11 protein-coding genes are annotated in these 19887 nt (G+C 65.0%); 7 read left to right on the top strand and 4 right to left on the bottom strand.

Translation table 11 applies throughout. The annotated features are described in order from the left end of the window. Window positions 1-777: 777 nt before the first annotated feature. On the bottom strand, window positions 778-5460 hold the full coding sequence (locus ACOYYX_RS13515; protein WP_422930426.1) for a beta strand repeat-containing protein: 4683 nt from the start codon (window positions 5458-5460) through the stop codon (window positions 778-780). Window positions 5461-6649: 1189 nt separating this feature from the next. Between ACOYYX_RS13515 and ACOYYX_RS13510 the strand changes: the two genes are divergently transcribed. The 4 genes from ACOYYX_RS13510 to ACOYYX_RS13495 all read left to right on the top strand — a co-directional run bounded on the left by ACOYYX_RS13510 (window position 6650) and on the right by ACOYYX_RS13495 (window position 11357). Next, window positions 6650-8140 carry a circularly permuted type 2 ATP-grasp protein gene (locus ACOYYX_RS13510; protein ID WP_422931624.1) on the top strand — a complete coding sequence of 497 codons (1491 nt, stop codon included), beginning with the start codon at window positions 6650-6652 and terminating at the stop codon, window positions 8138-8140. 1 nt (window position 8141) lies between these two features. Further along, on the top strand, window positions 8142-9110 hold the full coding sequence (locus tag ACOYYX_RS13505) for an alpha-E domain-containing protein (RefSeq protein WP_422930425.1): 969 nt from the start codon (window positions 8142-8144) through the stop codon (window positions 9108-9110). A gap of 105 nt (window positions 9111-9215) precedes the next feature. Next, on the top strand, window positions 9216-10241 hold the full coding sequence (locus tag ACOYYX_RS13500; RefSeq protein WP_422930424.1) for a transglutaminase family protein: 1026 nt from the start codon (window positions 9216-9218) through the stop codon (window positions 10239-10241). 372 nt (window positions 10242-10613) lie between these two features. Further along, entirely contained in the window at window positions 10614-11357 is a 744-nt protein-coding gene (locus ACOYYX_RS13495; protein WP_422930423.1) for a peptidase, read from the top strand. A 74-nt stretch (window positions 11358-11431) separates the two neighbouring features. On the opposite strand, the gene ACOYYX_RS13490 is transcribed toward ACOYYX_RS13495, so the two are convergent. After that, entirely contained in the window at window positions 11432-12574 is a 1143-nt protein-coding gene (locus tag ACOYYX_RS13490; protein WP_422930422.1) for a DUF1349 domain-containing protein, read from the bottom strand. A gap of 421 nt (window positions 12575-12995) precedes the next feature. On the opposite strand from ACOYYX_RS13490, the gene ACOYYX_RS13485 reads away from it, so the two are divergent. The 3 genes from ACOYYX_RS13485 to ACOYYX_RS13475 all read left to right on the top strand — a co-directional run bounded on the left by ACOYYX_RS13485 (window position 12996) and on the right by ACOYYX_RS13475 (window position 18175). Beyond that, window positions 12996-14420 (top strand): MBOAT family O-acyltransferase, encoded by a 1425-nt coding sequence (locus ACOYYX_RS13485; RefSeq protein WP_422930421.1) that lies wholly within the window; start codon window positions 12996-12998, stop codon window positions 14418-14420. Between the two features lie 34 nt (window positions 14421-14454). Continuing rightward, window positions 14455-15519, top strand: coding sequence for a DUF1574 family protein (locus tag ACOYYX_RS13480; protein ID WP_422930420.1), 1065 nt, complete (start codon window positions 14455-14457; stop codon window positions 15517-15519). A gap of 208 nt (window positions 15520-15727) precedes the next feature. Then, window positions 15728-18175, top strand: coding sequence for an alpha/beta hydrolase (locus tag ACOYYX_RS13475; RefSeq protein ID WP_422930419.1), 2448 nt, complete (start codon window positions 15728-15730; stop codon window positions 18173-18175). 108 nt (window positions 18176-18283) lie between these two features. Here the strand turns inward: ACOYYX_RS13475 and ACOYYX_RS13470 are convergent, their stop codons facing one another. Together ACOYYX_RS13470 and ACOYYX_RS13465 are read right to left on the bottom strand one after the other, a co-directional pair. After that, window positions 18284-19231, bottom strand: coding sequence for a hypothetical protein (locus ACOYYX_RS13470; RefSeq protein ID WP_422930418.1), 948 nt, complete (start codon window positions 19229-19231; stop codon window positions 18284-18286). Window positions 19232-19548: 317 nt separating this feature from the next. Next, window positions 19549-19863, bottom strand: a complete 315-nt coding sequence (locus tag ACOYYX_RS13465; protein ID WP_422930417.1) for a glutaredoxin family protein — start codon at window positions 19861-19863, stop codon at window positions 19549-19551. Window positions 19864-19887 lie beyond the last annotated feature (24 nt).

The following is a 19887-nucleotide window of genomic DNA, read 5'->3' as shown; positions in this document are numbered from 1 at the left end:
TCATCCCTCATTTTCGACCCGTTCCGGTCACGTAGGATTTTCGGGCAGAAGGGGTCCTCCCGCCTTTCGGGGCCTCCTCAGACGTCCGGAATGAACGGGTTGAAGCGCGAGGCAGGGATGGTCCGATGAGTTAGGCACTTGCCGGTGTTTTCGCGCGGAGCGGTTGGAACAGGCGAGGCTCCCCGTTCGTATGACGGGGAGTCCGATCGGTTCAACCGCGAAATTGTCGTCTCGTTGCGGTCGTGTCGACCGAGGAACGGCCGGACTACCGGTTCCACGATGGCGTTCCTGAGCCAGGACGGATGGGGTCCTTCCCGGCGCAATCGAGTGGCAGGACAGGTCCCCGGTGGTTGAGGACTTGTTCTTTCACGGGGAGTTAATGTCGATGAGCGAGTCGAATCCTAAGAGAAACGCACCTGTGCATTCGGGTTTTGAGTGGGCAGGCACTGTGGCTCGCATCCGTCGCGGTGGGAAGTCTTCCCGCGCGGGGCGTCGCTCGGCGTTGTTGGGAGTTTTGACCGCCGCTTATGTGAACTCGAACCGCGGAAGCGGGAGCCGCTCGACCGAAGCCCGGCCCGGCACCGATCGTTCCTGAACGATCCCGGAGACCGCTCGAGAGCGTCTCACCACTCTCCTGCCAAAACAAACATCGCCCCGGCACCTCGAATCCGAGGAGCCGGGGCGATCTCATTTGATGCCCTTCCCTTCCCTCTTCAAGCCCTCAGACACGGACCGCGACCCGAGGTACACCCGAAATCTCGCCGAGCCCCCCCGCGCTCACCGGCGACGCAATCTGGCCAATGCCATGAGGGCCTGACGCGAGAACTGGGGCACGCCCGAATCCAGGACCGTGTCGACGGAGGCCGGCGACATGATTGAGCGGCCGAACGGCATCTGGTTCACGTAAAAGGGCGGGGTCGAGAGCCGAAGCTTGACCTGCCCGAACGAGCCGAGCCCCGTCACCGAAGCCAGGCTCGTGGAACTGCCCCCCGTGACGCGCCCCATCAGGGTCGAGCGGCGGAAGACGGGGTTGAGGATCTGGAGCCGGTTCCCGTCCCCGTTGGCGAACCGCGTGAGGTCGAGCACGCCGCCGCCGTTGAGTCGAAGCGTCACGCTGCTCCCGCGACTATCGGGATAGACGAGCGTCGACCCTCGGCCGAAGTAGGCGTCGTAGACTCCCGACGCGATCCTCAGGCCGCCGGGGTCGGTAACCCCCACGACGCGGACGTGATAGAACTGGTTGCTCCCCAGCGGCGTCGCGAAGTGCAGGTTGACGGTGTTGTTCGCCGGGTTGTATGAGACCGCCGAGACGCCGACCGGCGAGTCATCGCCCGTGCCGAACCGTCCATCGGCCCCGACGGACACGACCTGGAAATGACTCGGGTCGAGGGCCGACGCCGCGTCGAGCGGCTTGTTGAAGAAAAGCGTGACGTCGCCGAGGCCGGTCGACGGCCCCGAGAGCCGGATCTCCTGGACGTCGGGGGCGACCGTATCCTTGTTGAGGACGTTGACCCAGATCGTCGACGCCGCCCCATCTCCCAGCGTCGGACCGCCCGTCGGCGTGATGAGCCGGAGCGCGATCGTCGGGTCGGTCTGGTTGTAGGCGTAGGCGATGATCGGCACCGAGAAGGTCGCGATCGTCTGTCCGGGCTGGAACGTCAGGGTCCCCGCCACTGGCAGGAAGTCGACCCCCGGCTTCGCGGTCCCCCCCTCGGGCGTGCAGTAGACGACCGTCGCCGGGCCTCGTGCCCCCCCTTGCCGCACGACGGTGATGACGGCCCGCCCTGCGTTGTTCGTCACGCCGAAGACAGCGTTCGCGAAAGAAAAGCTCCCCGGCGACTCCAGCACGTTCAACGAAGCCTTGGCGAGATTATTCCCCGTCGCGAGGTCGTCCTCATCCGAGGAGATGCTGATACTATTGGACGTATTCGCGATCTGATCCGCACGGATCACGAAGCTCACGGTCCTCGACGCGCCGACGTCTAGCGCCCCGATCCCCAGCGTCACGACGTTCCCGCTCTGCGAGACACCCGCGATCCCCGGGCCGGCCGAGACGAACACGGCCCCTTGCGGCAGGACGTCCTTCAAGACCACATTCGTCGCCTGGCTCGGCCCTCGATTCGTGGCCGTCACGGTGTAGGTGACGGTCTGCCCGGCGTTCACGGTCGAGGAATCGCCCGAGATCGACACGGTGAGATCGGAAGCCCGTGCGACCGGGGCCGAGGCACTCGCGGTGTTGTCCGACTCATCCGCGTCGGGCAGGTCGCTCGTCACCGTCACGCGGTCCGTCACCAGTTGATCCGTCGAGGAGACCACCGACAGCGTCAGCGTGACCGAGGCCCCGCTCTTCAGGCTCGCGATGCTGTCGGTGACGACCCCGGAGGATGCGATCGCCACCCGATTCCCCGCGCCATCGACCGCCGACACGACGGAGACGCCGGCTGTGAGCGTATTCACGACCGACACATTCGTGGCGTCGTATGGCCCGTGATTGGTCACGGTGACGATGTACGGGAACGCTCGACCCACGAAGAGGGGCCCGTTCGGCGGCGTGACCTGCACCGAGAGGTTCGCGCTCGGGGCGACGGCCGTCGTGACCGAGGCGAAGTTATCGGACGGATCCGAGTCGAAGACGTTCGCCACGACGTTCGCCGAGAGCGTGAACGACGGTGCCGCGTTCCCAGCCTGCACGACGACGGTGACTGTCGCCGAGATCCCCGGCAGCAGATTCGCGAGCTCGACGTCGAACCCGCCATCGCTGGCGGTGAAGTCCCCCTGACTCGTCGCGATCGACTTGATCGTGACGCCCGCCGGGATCGCCCCGCGGAGGATGACGCCGGTCGCCTCCGAGGGCCCCTGGTTCGTCACGACGAGGTCATAGGTCGCCGTCTGACCCGCGAGGATCGAGCCTTCGTGCGGCCTGATGACGACGCCGAGATTCGCCACGGTCTGCACGTCGGTCGAGGCGGACGCCTCGGCAAGGTGGACGTCGGACGGCGGCAAGGTCGCGGCGAGGTTGAAGGCGACGTTCGAACTCGCCGCCTGCGTAACCTGGAACGAGAGCGGGATGCTGATCGTCTCGCCGGGCGCAAGGCTCGCGACCGTCGCGACGATGTTCCCATTCGCGTCGATGGCGGCCCCCGGGAAGCCGCCGTTGAAGACCAGGCCCGCCGGGATCAGGCCGGCGACCGAGATGCCGGTGGCCGTCGTCGTCCCGACGTTCGTGAGCTGCGCGGTATAGGTGAGCTCGTCCCCGACCTGGACCGCGGCGGGCGCCGCGAGGGAAAGCGCGAGGTTCGAGACGATCGTGCTGGCCGAGGCCGTGTTGTTGCCGAGACTCGGGTCGAAGGTCGACGACGTGACGGTCGCGGTGTTGGTGTAGATCGGCACGTCGGGGTCGGCCGAGGGGAGGACGACAACCGTGAGGATGACCGGGCCGTCGGACAGGGCCAGGCTCGCCAGAGTGGTCGTGATCACGCTGCCGTTGATGGCGGTCTGCCCCAGCGAGGAGCTGGCCGAGACGATGGTCGTCCCCGCCGGCAGCGTGTCGATCAGGGTCACGCCCGAGGCGTCGTTCGGACCCAGGTTGGTCAGAGTCACGGTGTAGGTGACGGTTTGCCCCTCGATCGCCTTCGCGTCCGAGGCCTGAACCTGGACCGAGAGGTCGCTGACGTTCCCCACCGGCGTGGTCACGCTCGCGACGTTGTTCCCCGCGTTGTTGTCGCCCGAGATGGTCGCGACGATGGCGGTGTTCGTGATCGAGGGGGCAGCCGCGGCCGTCGTCCGCACCACCACCGTGAGCGTCCCGGTGTCGCCCGGCCGGAGGTTCCCGAAGTTGACGATGAGTGAGTTCGAGCCGGTCGCGAGCGCCCCCGTGGTCGTCGCGCTGACGAGCGCGGTCCCGGCGGGCAGGAAGTCCGTCACCGTGACGCCCAAGGCCACGACGGCCCCCACATTCGTCACCGTGATGAGATAGGTTTGCGAGTCCCCGACGGCGAGCCGTCCCGAGGTCGGCTGGATGCCCACGGCGACGTCGGGCGTATCGGTGGTCGGGAGGTTCCTCGCGAACCCCGACGTATTGCCGGAGGCGTCGGTCGCGGTCGCGGTGAGGGTATATCCCAGCGGGACTGCCCTTAGGAAGGTCGCGTTGATGACCCCCGAGCCGTTGGCGTCCATCCGGAGGTTCTGGCTTCCGAGGAAGACCTCCCCCTCGCCGTATCCGGACGGGTCGTCCTTGCTGTTCGCGTAGAACTGGATCGTGTACGTCTGCCCCGGGACGCCGGACATCGTGCCGAGGATGCTGACCGAGTCGGGCTGAGTGCCTCGGCTCATCGCGCGGAGGGTCGGGGGTTGCTGCTGATGATTCCCGCTCCCTCCCAGGTCGATCCCGAGGCCCACGTTCGAGGCGATGACGTTGGAAAGGATCGCGTTATTTAAGACCCCGCCCACTAACGAAACACCGGCCCCCGACCCCGTCTGGGGGTTGCCGTTATACATGATCGTATTGCCGGCCTGGCCGCCGATGATGTTATTGCTGGAGACGAGCCGGATGCCGTCGCCGAGATTGCCGAGGTTCGCGTCGCCGGCGAACGCCTTGCCGATCAGGTTATTATCGATGACGAGCCCGTCGGTCTTGCCGGTGGTGAGCACGCCCGCGCCATTATTGCCGGAGATCACATTACCGAACGAGCCGCCGATCATGGACGTGCTCAGGCCGTTTGCTAAGATCCCGCCGGACCCATTCCCGACCCGGGAACTCCCCGTCGGATCGGTGCCGATGAAGTTGGCGTCGACGATCGCCCCGGCGATCGGGGTCAATCCGCCATGAAGGTCGATGCCGAATCCGCCGTTACCCGAGATGACGTTGCCTAATCGCTGATTCCCGTCCCCGACCCCAATCTGGACGGAGTCCCCGGCCAAGACCTGGATGCCGTCACCACCATTCGGCGAGGCTCCCGGCGATCCCGGCAATACACCAATATAATTTGATACAATAATATTATGGCTGCCGGCGCTTATGGTGATGCCGTTGCCGCCAAAGTTCGTGATGGCCAGGCCTTCGATCGTCGTATTACCGGCGGCGATGGCGAGCCCGTCGAACGCATTCGTCCCCGTAGGTCCGCCCGGCCCGACGATCGCGATCAGGGGCACGCCCGCGTAGTCGTGCTGAGAGGTCCCGTCGATCGTGAGCGGGACCGTGATCTTCGGCAAGGCCGTCTGGACGTGGATCTGCTGCAAGCCCGAACCGGGGATGGCGAAGACGATCTTGTCTCCCCCCGGCCCCTGATCCGCCTGCTGGATCGCCCAACGCAAGGAGCCCACGCTCCCGTCGTCGGAGATATTCGTGACGGTAAACTGGGTGAGGAGCAGTCGATCCTCCATGACCTCGAGGCATGGTCGGGCGAGCCTGAGCCCGGCCCTCCGGCCGACGCGCGCTCGCGGTTCCGATGCGTGGCTCATGTTGCTGACCTTATTCGTCCTCGGCGAATCGACCGTCGCGCGGAATTCCTCCCACGCCCAATACGATCCACCTTCCTCGACCGGCTTCGATGTTCAGTCCAGGTGCACAACATGGTGCCAGGGGTCGCCGATGACTGGTTTCTCCCGCCAGTCAACGCGAGGCCGTCGAGACTCCGTCCCGGTTTCTCGAGGTCGTCCTATCTCTCGACCTCGCTCCGAAACCGACGACTCTCAGCCAGGTCATAGAAATCAATCACAGGGCTCGATTTAAGGCGATCTTTTAACGCAGCCGAGCGACCATCAATGCAACCAACAAGATTGTCGCAAATCGCGGCCCAACCAAGAAAGAGAATTTCATGAGAAGCCGCCCTTCGACATCCTCGGTATCGAACTGAGGCGTTCAAATTGGTTCCGTTGCGCCTCCAAACTCATGAAAAGGAACTTCGACACCAGGACGCGTCGTCAATCTCCACCGAACCTAACGGCTCAACGCTGTGCCACCAAAACCCTCAGCCACGGCAGACGACCCAGGAAGCGAATTTGTCTGGCCAGGCAGCCCGACCGCAATGTGACGGTTGTCAAACTTACCGCGTATTCGTCGACCATCGCGAAATGGTTCGTTGGGATCGGGACGATCGGCGGAGATCCTCATCGTAGCAATCGAAATTCGAAACCAGGCATGGACACGATTGGATTCCATTTGAGGCCGACGACCTCGGCCGTCGCGAAATGACATGAAACGTGATCAAGGGGTCCGAGGCTTTTAAGATTTACTCATGTCAGTCTCGGACGGACCTTGCTTGGAACTCTCTTGCTCGACGGGGGATTTTGCCGGACCATGTTGGCAACCTGCTCATCTCGCGTCATGGGGTATAGTTGCCCGAAGGTGACGACTTCCTGGCAAGAATCGACCACCTCCCAAATTGTTGGCTCGATCATCTCTAATGCGAATTGGACCGTCATGGCCCATCGGACGGAGCCTCGCCGAGCAGACCCCCTGCCCGACATCACGGCATTCTTGCTCACCGCTGCGCAATTTCCGGGCACCAGATCACGGCCTGGGGGTATTCCCATTCTTCCAATACCCGATGACAGGTGAGTTTACGCCGCATGGGTCCTCCTGGTGCGCGATTTGCGGTACTGTAGTGCATCCTTCTTCTCGAGGCACGTAGGAACATCAATGTTGTCGATGCGTCATGGGGTCGATGCGAGACTCTTTGGTGAATACACGCTGACCGGGTACGACGAGATGTTCGCCGCCCCGGGGCAGATTCGTCCTCACTACGCGGCCCTCCATCAACGGCTCAATGCCTGGGGACTGGGTGAATTCGAATCACGCCGCCGCGCAGCCGACTTGCTGATGCGGCATCAGGGGATCACCTTCACCGTTTACGGGCGTGATCAGGGGGTCGAGCGCATCATCCCGTTCGACCCGGTCCCTCGGCTGATCGCCTCCGAGGAGTGGGATCACCTCGAGCGCGGGCTGAAGCAGCGCGTCCGTGCCCTCAATTTATTCATACACGACGTCTATCACGCGAGGATGATCCTCAGGGACCGCGTGCTCCCGCAGGACTTGGTCCTCGGGGCGTCGAGCTACCGTCGCGAATGCGTCGGCCTGCGAGTCCCGCGCGACATCTACATTCACATCAGCGGGATCGACCTGATCCGGGACGCACAGGGGAATTACCTGGTCCTCGAGGACAATGGCCGGACGCCCTCGGGCGTCAGCTACGTGCTCAAAAACCGGCAGGTGATGAAGCAGGTCTTCCCGTTCCTCTTCGAGCAGTACAACGTCCTGCCAAACGACGACTACGCCTCGAACCTGCTGGCGATGTTGCGCCACATCGCGCCCGAGGGCTGCGAGGATCCGACCGTCGTCGTGCTCACGCCGGGCGCATACAACTCGGCCTATTTCGAGCACAGCTATCTCGCCAGGCAGATGGGCGTGGAGCTGGTCGAGGGGCGCGACCTCTTCCTCGACAACGGCCAGATCTTCATGCGGACGATCCAGGGGCCCAAGCGGGTCGACGTGATCTACCGCCGGATCGACGACGACTTCATCGACCCCCTCACCTTCAGGCGCGACAGCCAGCTCGGCGTCGCCGGCCTGACGGGGGCCTACAGAGCCGGCCAGGTCGGCCTGGCGAACGCGATGGGGACCGGGGTCGCGGACGACAAGGGGATCTATCCGTTCGTCCCCGACATCATCCGCTATTACCTCAAGGAAGACCCGATCCTCCACAACGTCGAGACGTTCCGGCCGACGATCCCGTCGCACCAGCAGCACATCCTGGCCAACCTCGACAAGCTCGTGGTGAAGGCCGTGGACGGCTCCGGTGGCTACGGCATGCTCATCGGCCCCGCCTCGACGGCCGAGCAGCGGCAGGAGTTCGCGGACAAGATCCGCGACCAGCCCCGTTCTTACATCGCCCAGCCGACGATCACGCTCAGCCAACACCCCACGTTCATTGAGGACCACCTTGAGGGGCGGCACGTCGACCTTCGCCCGTTCATCCTTTATGGCGAGGAGATCAAGGTGCTGGCCGGCGGCCTGACTCGCGTGGCCCTGCCTCGCGGCAGCCTGGTCGTGAACAGCTCGCAGGGGGGCGGCACGAAAGATACCTGGGTCCTCCGCGGGAAGCCCCCCGGACCCAAGTCGGCGCTGGAGGGAGCTGCCTAAGATGCTCAGCCGCGTCGCCGAAAACCTCTACTGGATCAGCCGCTACATCGAGCGTGCTGAGAACGTGGCCCGCTTGCTCGACGTCGGGTTCCACCTCGAGCTCGATGCCAGCAGCATCACCACCGAGGGGACGTCGTCCCTCGGCCCGATCGAGAGCGTCCTGACGATCCTCAACTGCCGGGAGGCCTTCGAGAAGTCCCACACCGGCGAGGAGAAGGATCGGGACACGGTCCTCCGCTTCCTGACGTTCGAGCGGCAGAACAGCCACTCGATCCTCTCCATGCTCGCCAGGGCCCGAGAGAACGCGAGGGCCACGCAGGAGACCTTGAGCGGCGAGGCCTGGAGCCACGTCAATCAGGTCTACCTCTACCTCTGCAGCAAGAAGGCCCAGCGGCGGTTCGCCGCCAGCCCGCCTCGCTTCTACGACTCGATCAAGCGGTCCTGCATCCTGTTCGACGGGATCGTGGACGGGACCTTGCCCCGCGCCGAGGTCTTCCACTTCCTCCAGGTGGGCCGCTACCTCGAACGCGTGAACCAGATCAGCCGGATCCTCAACGTCCGCCTCGGCGGGGTCAACGAGGGGAGGGAGGTCGCCGACCTGACCCTGCCGATCGTCCACTGGTCGAGCCTCCTCCGGAGTTGCTCGGCCTACGAGACGTACCTCCGCGAACACCACGAGCGGATCGATCCCGAGGGGGTCGTCCGTTACCTCGTGCTCGACCCCGACTTCCCGCGAGCGATGCGATTCTGCGTCGCCCGCTGCTGGGAGTCCCTGCACGAGATCGCCGGGGGCGACGAGGACGAATACGGCACCGAGGCCGAGCGTCGCCTGGGCCGTCTGGACAGCGAGCTCCGCTACATCGACGTCGGCGAGATCTTCAGCCAGGGGTTGTCGAAGTTCCTCACAAGCATCCAGGACTCATGCAACCGGATCGGCGACGAGATCCACCACGCGTACTTCTTTTCGTGATCGTCACGGTTTCGCGGCGAAACGCCGCGTAACGCGGGTCGGCCGGCCTCTTGAAAGGAGGCCGGCCCCCTCTCCCAGGCCGTACGTTGAACCGAGGCTCTCTCCATGTTATTGCGCGTCTCCCACGAAACGAGGCTCAATTACACGGCTCCGGTGTCCGAGACGGTGTTCGAGGTCCGGATGGCCCCGCCATCGAACGAAGACCAGACCTCGATGGGCTATAACCTGCGGATCAGCCCGCAGGCGCCGGTGACCTCGTATCGGGATGGATTCAGCAATCGCGTCGACCTCTTCAACGTCGCGACCTTCTACAAAGAGCTCGCGATCCTGGCCACGAGCTACGTCCGGACACATCGCCGGAGCGGGCTCGAACGCTTGAACGGCGTCGAGTGGCCGGAGGACGGCGCCGGGATGGACGCGATCGAGGCCGCCGAGTTCTCTCAGCACAGCCCCCTCGTCAACAAGAGCCCCGCGCTGACCGCCTTCGTCTCCGAGCTTCCCAAACCCTCGGGTGCCCTGGCCGGGGTGGTGCGTAGCCTGATGGAAGCGGTCCGGAACCGGATCAAGTTCGAGCGCAAGGTGACGTCGGCCAACACGCCGGTGAGCGAGGCGTTGGATCTCGGCTGTGGCGTCTGCCAGGATTTCGCGCACCTCTTCATCGGGGCCTGCCGGGGCGTCGGGCTTCCGGCTCGCTATGTCAGCGGCTACATCAACGAAACGGGCGAGATCGCGACCCATGCCTGGGCCCAGTTCTGGGCAGGGCCCAAGGTCGGCTGGGTCGACGTGGATCCGACCCGGAATGACTTCGTCGCCGATGGCCACGTCCTCACCGCCGTCGGGCGAGACTACTCGGACGTTCCCCCCAACCGCGGCCTGTGGAAGGGGCGCGCCGAGGAAACCATGAATGTCGTGGTCAAGGTCGAGGCCATCGACCGGATCCCGATGGAGTGGAACGAGTGGGCCCCCATGGGACTTCGCCCCGGATCTTCGAGCTTCTCGCAGTTCCAGTCGCAGCGGATGGGGTCCTCCGTGCAGACCCAGCGCTCCTCGCGGAGCCCCTATCCCAACCAGCGTAGCGCTCGCTCGGGGCTCCATCAGCAGCAAGGCCAGCAGCAACAGCAGCAGAAGTAATCCGCAGTCGCTGGCGACTCACATCGGGTCGCATCCCCTCGCCTCAACGCGAGCGGTGCGGTTCGATCGCCGATCGATTCTCGGCGGAACGGAAGATCGCGAGCCGGGTCGAGGGGCGAAGACACCTCCGTTCGCTCGCGATGACATTCAGCGTTCGGTTCGAAAGTCACCGCCGCGGTGACTCGTGCCGTCGTTCACCTCGATGATCGCGGAATTCCTCTTGTACGATCCCGGTCGAAGCCAGAGGATCAACGATCGAGGTGGCAGGTCTTTATTGCTCAATCAGGTCAGGCCCGATGCACGTCCTCGTGTGAGACGATCGGGCTGCGCGTCGACGCGAGCAGTTCCAAGGGGTCGAGAAAGGTAGAGGCGATGACATACTGCGTGGGGATCATGACCAGGGAAGGCCTGGTGTTGGCCTCGGATTCCCGCTCGAATGCCAGCTACGATCAGGTCAACGTCACCCGGAAGATGCACACGTTCGTCGAACCTGGGGAACGCCTCTTCGTCCTGCTGACGAGCGGCAGCCTCTCCTGCTCGCAGTCGATCGTGACCCTCCTGCGCCGCGACTTCGAGCAAGGTCAGGGGCTCGCGAGCGTCAAGTCGATGTACGACGCCGCGAGGGTCGTCGGCGACCAGGTGCGGCGGGTCTCTTCGATCGACCGCCAGGCCCTCGAGCAGGACGACCTCTCGTTCAACGTGAACATCATCCTGGCCGGGCAGATCAGGGGGGAGAAGCACGACCTCTACCTGATCTATCCCCAGGGCAACCCGCTTCGGGCAACGGACGACTCCCCCTTCCTCCAGATCGGCGAATGCAAATACGGCCGGCCGATCCTCGATCGAGGCGTCCGCCACGATCAGACGACGCTGGAAGACGCCGCGCGCTATGCTCTGATATCGCTCGACTCGACCATGCAATCGAACGTCACGGTCGGCCCGCCGATCGACCTCATGATCTACAGGCGTGACGAACTACGAGTCTCGCGGCAACGCCGGTTCCTCGCCAAGGATCCCGACCTGCTCGCGATCCACTCGCACTGGGAGCAGGCCTTGAGGCGCGCTGTGCAGGAGTTGCCGCCGATCGAATTCCAGCAGGCCGAGCCGACCGCCTGAGTGGATTGGCGCTCTACCGATGAACGCAAAAAGGCTCCTCCTGCCAGATTCTGAGCGGGAGGAGTCTTTTCGTCTTACCCTGCCCTGCCCGACGACTTCGACAGGCTGAAGTCCTCGAAGCGTGCCGGGAACGGTCGCGGTGCGGCGTTGGTGGCGGAGATCCCGACGCTCAGCCTGGCGGGCAAGTTGTTCGAGATCTTCTTGACTGGCAGCCAGCTCTTGCCGTCGGACGAATAGGTGCAGGTGAATTCGCCCGCCTTGCGCTCGACCCTGAGCGTGATGGCCCCGTCGCGGACGGGGATCATGGCCCCGCGCCCCTGGCGGCCGTCGTTGCGGCTCTCGATGACGACGTGATGTACCAAGCCTCGGTCGCTGTAGGAGACCGCCCGCTCGAGCCGAAGGTAGTTATTCGCGTCGAGCCAGACGAGGATCCCGGCCCCCTGGAAGGTGAACGGGACTTGCGGGAAGGGCGTGGTGCCGGGCTTGATGCTCCCCGCCACCTTCACCTGCGCGACGAAGTCGCCCGTGGCGTCCATCAAGGCTCGTGGCGCGTCGTTCACGTTCCCGTCGGGATGGAAAATATGGAGCGTCGGAGGGATCTGGAACGTCACGCTCTTGCCATCGCGCTGGACCTTGCAGTCCTGCAAGGGGTCGATCAGAGTACCGAGTGTCCCGAAGATCTCCTCCTCGGCCGGCGCGACCTCCGGCGTGGGAGGCGGAGTGGGGCTGGCGGTCGTCGCCACCGCGGGCGCAGGCGTCGGGACCGGAGACGGCGTAGGCGTAGGGGCCGCGGCGTTCGCGACGGTCGTTTCGGTCTTCGCCGGCTCCTGAGGCTTCTTGGCCTCGCCGACGGCGGCGGGCTCGGGAGCCTTCTCCTGCTTGGGGGCCTCGCCCGCCTTGTTCGCGACGATCGGGACCTGCGCCTTGTCTTCGGCCTTCGGTGGCTCGACAACCGGCGTCGGTGCCAGCGGGGCGGCCTCGACGACAGGCTCGGACTCCAGGACCTCCGGCTCTCGCCGCTTCGTCGACATCACGCCGAAGAGGACCAGGGCGAAGAGGAGCTCGAAGACGGCGATGCCCGCGATGAAGCCGGGCGAGCAATACAATGAGCAGGGCAACTGCGAGAGGAGTTGCGGGCGTCCGCCCCCCGCCCGAGCCAGTGCGTCCTCGCCATTGCCAACGAGTGACCTCGACTTGTTGGTGGATGGATGCGACATGGCTCGTAACCCTCAAGCAGATGCTAAGGCCTTAACCGTCGAGTTTGTTTTAGAAACATAACTGCAGAAAGGAATATGAGTCGGGGTCGAGGCGCATGGACGCGGCCGACCTGAACCAACCCACACATTTGATGTTAGGAGCGGAGTCCGGCCCCTGTCAATCCAATCGTCTGAATTCCTTCCCCCTCTTGATTCTTCCTCCCTTCAATTGCGGACGGTCGTCGATCGCGGCAAGACCAAATCCGCCGGGAACCGAGGCTGTCCCCCCTGGACGGCCCGATCGCGAAAACCCCGGCTTGACCGAAGTCCATTCCCATGTAAACTTCCCGCGCCCCCGGGCCTGCAGCGCCCGCGACGACCCGGGGTGATTTCCGGGCGGCAACCAGGCGAGGAGGCCCGGGCGTAACGAGGCAAGGATGCCATGCTCTTCTGTTCCCAAGCCTTCCTGATCTTCTTCGCCGTCGTCTTCGCCGCGTACTGGGCATCCCCCTCGAACCGCCTGCGCAGCGGCATCCTGCTCTGCGCCAGCTTCACTTTCTACGCGAGCTGGAACAAGTGGCTCGCGCTCGTGGTCGGCGTTTCGACGGCCCTCGACTACGCGCTCGCCCTGGGCATGGAACGATCCCCGTCAGACCGCCGCAGGATAGCCTTCCTGGCCGTGAGCCTGTCGGCGAACCTGGGGCTGCTGACATATTTCAAATATGCCAATTTCTTCCTGGATTCGCTCGAAGGGCTCCTCCACTCGATGGGGGTCCACGCGGGGATGCCGACGCTCAAGGTCATCATACCCATCGGCATCTCTTTCTATACGTTCGAGGCCATCAGCTACACCATCGACGTCTATCGGCGCAGGATCCGGGCGGAGCGGAACCTCCTCCACTTCCTGCTCTTCATCACCTTCTTCCCGCACCTCGTGGCGGGGCCGATCGTGCGTGCTCGCGACTTCTTGCCGCAGATCGCCCGGCCGAAGCGTTGGGATTGGGCCCGCATGCACCTGGGCGTCCAGTACTTCCTGATCGGGCTCTTCAAGAAGCTCGCCATCGCCGACCGGATGGCCGCCTTCTCCGACCCGGTCTTCGCCCAGCCCGAGTCTTACGGGAGCTACGCGGCCTGGGTCGCGACGCTCGCCTATGCGATCCAGATCTACTGCGATTTCTCGGGATATACCGACATGGCCATCGGCTGTGCCCACATGCTCGGTTACAAGCTATCCCCCAACTTCAACCTTCCCTATTGCGCCCGGAACGTCTCAGAGTTCTGGCGGCGCTGGCACATCTCCCTCTCCACCTGGCTGCGCGATTACCTCTTCATCCCGCTGGGGGGGAGCCGGCAAGGGGCCTGGCGGACGAGCCTGAACCTGATGATCACGATGACCCTCGGCGGTCTCTGGCACGGGGCGAGCTGGACCATGATCGTCTGGGGCGTCCTGCACGGGGCCCTGCTGGTCGCCCATCGTTGTCTCCGCGCCGCCCTGGCTCGCGCCACTGGCCTCGACAATTTGCTCCGATCGCAGGGCGGGACGCTCGTGCGGATCCTCGTCACATTCGCCTGTGTCTGCGTGGGCTGGGTCTTCTTCAGGGCCACGAGCTTCGCCGCGGCCCTCGCGATGCTCAGTCGACTTGCCATCCCGCACGATGGGCTCGGGCTCCCGGTCTCGACGGTGAGCTTCTGGGCGACCTTGTTCCTCGGGGCCTCGTGCCAGTTCCTGTCCGACCGCGGCCTCTGGACGAGGCTCGTCGCCAGGCTACCGGAGCCGGTGCTCGGGTTCACGTATGCCACGGCGTTCTCGCTGGCCCTGATCCTCGCAACGGAAGCCAGCCAGCCCTTCGTCTATTTCCAGTTCTGATCCCGAATCAAAGGCGCAAGGGAGGACGATCCGCGTGTTGGCGAAACGTCGAACATCGGGGCGGGCGCGTGCGGCTCTGGCTTGGGGCCTGCTCTGGTTCGTCGCCGCCCAGCTCGCATCGGGATTTCTCTTGCGGGCACGCCCCGAACTCACCGATCGCGAGTTCGGCCGCAAGGTCGCCGACTTGCGGCGACTACGAGATCAGAACCCGGGGCGTCCCCTCGTCCTGATGCTGGGGAGCTCTCGCGTCGCCACCGGGTTCCGACCCACGTCGTTCCGGCATTCAGGAATCCACGAGCCCCTCGTCTACAACTTCGCCCAGGTGGGGACCGGGCCGGAGATGGCCCACCTCAGCCTGACCCGGCTCCTCGAAGCGGGGATTCGCCCCGACTGGGTCTTCGTCGAGTTCTGGGCCCCGAACTGGAACACCGAGCGGACGCTTCGCGACTTCGGCGAGCAGATCAACCTCGCCGGCCTCCATTGGTCGGACGTGCAACTCCTGGCCGGATACGTGAAGGAGAGCCGCCGGAGCACCCTCAAACGCCAGTGGCTCGCCCAGCAGATCGCCCCGCTCTACACCAACCGCTCGATGATCCTGGAGGCCCTCGCCCCGCGCTGGATCGTCCCGGCAAGGGAGCCCGACCACCGCTGCCAGAACCTCGACGACCTCGGCTGGTGGAGCCCCCGGAAGACCATCACGCCCAAGGAACGGGCCGAGCTCTCCGAGCGTTATGAGCTCCATTATGAGAAGCGGCTGCGCGACTATCGGACGAGATCGAACCCCGACCGCGCACTCCGGGCCATGCTTATGCTCTGCCGCGTGGAGAAGATCAAGGCCTCGGTCATCGTCCTGCCCGAAGCGGAGGCGTTCCGCCAGATCTATCCCGCAGGCACGACCGAGCAGATCCAGGCCTATCTTGACACCATCCGGCGCGAGTTCTCCATCGACGTCGTGGACGCGAGGGATTGGGTGGAGGCCGATGGCTTCATGGACGGTCACCACCTCATGCCCTCGGGCGCCCAGGTCTTCTCGCAACGGCTCGAGGCCGAGGTCCTGCATCCGCGACTGGCCGAGATCCCCCGCCCTTCCCGCCGTTAGTGCATCGCGTGCAAAAGAGGTGCTTGCGACGGATCAAACAGTCCTTTCCTGCCCACCAATCCGACGTTACGTCGCGGGCTTGTGATCTTCGGGTCGACTCCCCGGGGCATCCGGTGCGTCCTTGTGATGCGCGTTTTCGCGTGTAGGATGAGGCGGCCATACCCGCCATTTGTCCTCCAGCGATGCTCCACCCGGGAGTCCTCCAGCGATGCAATCCACCCGATCCCACGTGCTCCGAGCCTGGCCGGTTGCCGCCGGCCTGCTGCTCATCGCGGCCGTCTCCGCGGGCGCAGAGGAACCGGCCAAGGTCGCCGTACACCGATTCCTCGCCAGCGATTTCCCCCAACTCGCGAAGGGGATCAAGCTCCCCGACGGTCAGTCCTTTACCGTGAAGGTCTGGTCCCCGAAACGGCAGGAGTGGTCGCTCTCGGGCGAGAAGTCGACCTGGAAGCTGAGCGCGAAGCAAGCCGGGGACGACGCCACGCCGCGATGGCAGTCGGTCGGGCAGATCACAGGGCGGTCGGGTGAAGACATCAAGATCGAGTTCGACCGGGCCGAGGTGCAGCCAGCCAGGAACGCGGCGACCCCGAGCGAGCCCCCCGGCCCCGCGACGCTGCCGGCCATCATCGTGCTCGCCTCGGATTCCAAGTTCGACGCCTCCACGGCCCTCGACATCAGCCGAGGCCGGGTCGACACGGCGGCGCCCGCCGACGACGCGAGGCGGACCCAGGTGAGGACGAACAAGCAAGGGGCCGACTTCCATGCACCGGCCACGGCCCAGGAGTGGCGTGATCGGGCGAAGGCCGTACGCGAGCAGTTGCTGGTCTCGCTCGGGCTCTGGCCCCTCTTCCCCAAGACGGCGCTCCAGCCTCGGATTTCCGGCACGCTCGAACGCGACGGGTACACGATCGAGAAGGTGACCCTCGAGACCTTCCCCGGCTTCTTCCTCAGCGGCAATCTCTATCGGCCGGTCGGCAAGACGGGCAAGGTTCCGGCCGTGCTCTGCCCGCACGGGCACTGGGAGGACGGGCGGGTGAACCCCGAGGTCCAGCAGCGCTGCATCCGCTGGGCGAAGCTCGGGGCCGTCGTCTTCCTCTATGACATGGTCGGCTACAACGACAGCCAGCCCTTCGGTCACCGGTTCCTGAACGACCGCCTCCGCCGCTGGGGCCTGAGCCTCCCGACGCTCCAGACCTGGAATAGTATCCGCATCCTCGACTGGATCAGCACCCTGCCCGACGTCGACCCGGCCCGGATCGGCTGCACCGGGGAATCCGGCGGCGGGACGCAAACGTTCCTGCTCACCGCCATCGACGATCGCATCAAGGTCTCCGCGCCCGTCGTGATGGTCTCCGACACGTTCCAGGGGGGCTGCGTCTGCGAGAACGCCGCTGGCCTGCGGCTCGGGACCGATAACGTCGAGTTCGCCGCCCTGACCGCTCCCAGGCCGCTCAAGCTCGTCGGCGCCAGCGGGGACTGGACGGCCAAGACGATGTCGAACGCCTATCCGGCGATCCGAGGGGTGTACTCCCTCTTCGGCACCACCGACCGCATCAGCGCCGAGGCCTTCGAATTCCCGCATAACTACAACCAAACCACGCGAAACGCCGTCTATGCGTTCATGGGCAAGTGGCTCCTCGGCATCGACGACGCCGACAGCACGAAGGAAGGGACGCAGACCGTCGAGAAGGCGGAGGACCTCCGCGTCTTCGGCAAGGACGGCTCCGACTGGCCCAAGTCCAAGACCGCCGCGGAGCTCGAAGACCACCTCATCGGAGCCCTCGAGGACCAGATCCAGGCCCTGAGCCCCTCGCAGAGTGACGCGACCTGGCAGGCCGCCCGCAACCTGCTGCTGACGAGCCTCAAGGTCCGCGTGGGCCTCGTCAATCCGACGCCCGCCGAGTTGGCCTCGCGAGACGTCAGGCGAGTGCACCGCGAAGGGGCCACGATCGTCCACTCGCTCGTGAAGCGCAAGGCCGCCTCCGAGCAGATCCCGACGGTCCGGATCACGCCGACCCATCCCACCGGCTGCGTGACCCTCATCGCGACGCCCCGGGGCAAGGATGGACTCCAGGACGAACAGGGCCAGTTCTCGCCCCTGGTTAAGGCTCTCCTGGAGCGCGGCCAGGGCGTCGTCGGCTTCGACCCCTTGATGGTCGGCGAGTCGTTCGACCCCGCCTCCCCCGCCCTGCGCAGGCCCGAGACCGTCCACTACGAGACGTACAATCCGTCCCTCTGCGGCGACCAGCTCCAGGACCTGGCGACCGTCCTGGCCTGGGCGCGGTCGCAGCCCGATGTGCGCGAGGTGAGCCTCGTCGCCCAGGGGGCCGCCGGCCCGCAGGTGCTCCTGGCTCGCCCGGCCCTGCAAGGGCTGGCGCGCACGGTCATCGACCTGGACAACTTCGAGCCCGGCAAGGTGACGGGCGAATTCCCGAGGAACCTGGACCTCCCCGGCATGTTCCAGTTCGGCGGGTTCAAGGCCGCGGCCGCATTGGCGTCGCCCGCGCCGCTCTGGATCCACGGCGTCCCGCAGTCGTTCGATCGCGCCTGGCCGGAGATGTCTTACACCCGATCCGACGCGAGCCAGCAGCTCCGCCTCGACGAGGGCACGGCGACGCCCGAGGCCATCGCGAAGTGGGTCGATCGCGGGGAATAAGCCCCGGGTCGAGTTTCCGACGGATGGAGAAACGAAGGGGACCACGAGGCCGGCGTCGCATCGACGCATGCCGCGTGGTCCCTGCGAGGGCCTCGTCTCGTCCTCTGGTTATCGGACCGCCATCGGACCTCGGGGCACCGACTGGCCGGTGCTCATCGAGGTGAGGGGCTCGCGGCTGGCGACTCGGATCGCGTACGGCGGGCTGAGGTTGCTCTCATGACCGGCCGAATCCACGGCGCGGGCCCAGAACTTGTAGACGCCGTTCGGCAGCGGCGTGTTGACGGTGACGCGGTAGTCGCCGTTGGCCGAGTCGACCTGGCTCTGGCCGATGACCTCGCCGTTGCTGTTGATGATCTCGATCGTGACGCCGTTGCTGTTGAAACCGCCGCTGAGGTCGCCCGAATAGACCCCGACCGTGTTGCCGACCCCATAGCTCCCGACGAGCGTGGGCCTGTGATACTTGGAGATGCCGAGGTTTTGATCGGCCCTCGAGCCCGAGCTGAGTGCGATGGACGGCTGGTTCGGGCGCTGGATCGGATGGCCGATGCCGAGGATCGTCTGGATGACGATCGCGTAATCATTCGTGGCGAGGTAGACCGGCTGGCGGCTCTGCGAGTCGATCTGCGCGAGCTGAACCATGTCCTGGCTGATGCTGTTGACCTGATCGGGGGTGGCCCCGGTGGTCGTGAGGATCGACGTGAAGGCCTTGTTCAACGCGACCGTGTCGGACTGCCGCAAGGTCGTATGCGGCATGATCGTCCGCATCAGATCGTTGAAATTCTCGAGCGTCTGCGGGTTGGGCCTGTGCAGCGTGCCGGCGACCTCGGTGAGGTCGGCCTGCAAGTTCTTCATGAGGTCGGCCGACATGTAACGGCCGGGTTGCAAGTTCTCGAGATAGTACGGGAGGTGCGCAATCCGCGTCATCTTCTGGTCGAAGGTGACCGGGACATCCGTGGCCGGGTTGTTCGAGGCGTTGCTTGAGTTGTTGAAAATGGTGCTGAGCAGGGAACGACCTTCAAGCCCTTCGGGCTTAGGAACAAAACGGCGGCGGTCCATCGCGCGGATCTCCTTCGAGCGCCGACACTTCAGGGCGAGGGTCGGGGCTCGGCGAGGGCCACGACCATGCCTATTGGGAGATCTAACGTCGGCAACTCAGAGTGGGGCATCACTCAAGATAGGGACCGAGAACATTCCTTTGCCCTCGGCAGGGGCGGTTGATAACAAATTGTCTCAAGTCTGACCAGCCAGATTCCCGAGCAAATTACGAATGGCGCGAGGCGAATGGGCCGCCCCTATCGCGGCTCGCGCCGGGGTCGTAAAGCTCGGTACTTCGAAATCGACCCGGCGAACACGCGCCACAGGCTTTGAAATGATCACGTCTTATTCTGCGGGATCGCCTTCGACTCGGCCTCGAGGATGCGCCCGAGGAGGATCGGGTTGACGAGCCCCTTGAAGCGGACCTTGCCCTCGATCGACACGACGGGGACCGTCCTGCCGTAGAGTTCGACCAGCGCCGGGTCGGCATCGACGTTTACGATGTCGACGACGAGGTTGAAGCGTCCCTGATGCTGGCTCAAGGTCGCGAGCGCCTTGTGGCAGCAGCCGCAATCCTCCCTCGAGTAGACCGTGACCTTCAGCGGTCGGGCTTCGACCCGGGGCCGGGCCCAACGCGACAGGATTTCCAGCATACTTGGAGCTCCTCCGAGGTTCCG

It is taken from the genome of Singulisphaera chitinilytica (genome assembly GCF_049331405.1).
Lineage (GTDB): Bacteria > Planctomycetota > Planctomycetia > Isosphaerales > Isosphaeraceae > PoT.
The sequence above is the reverse complement of the archived record's forward strand: the minus strand, read 5'-3'. Positions and strand labels throughout refer to the sequence as shown.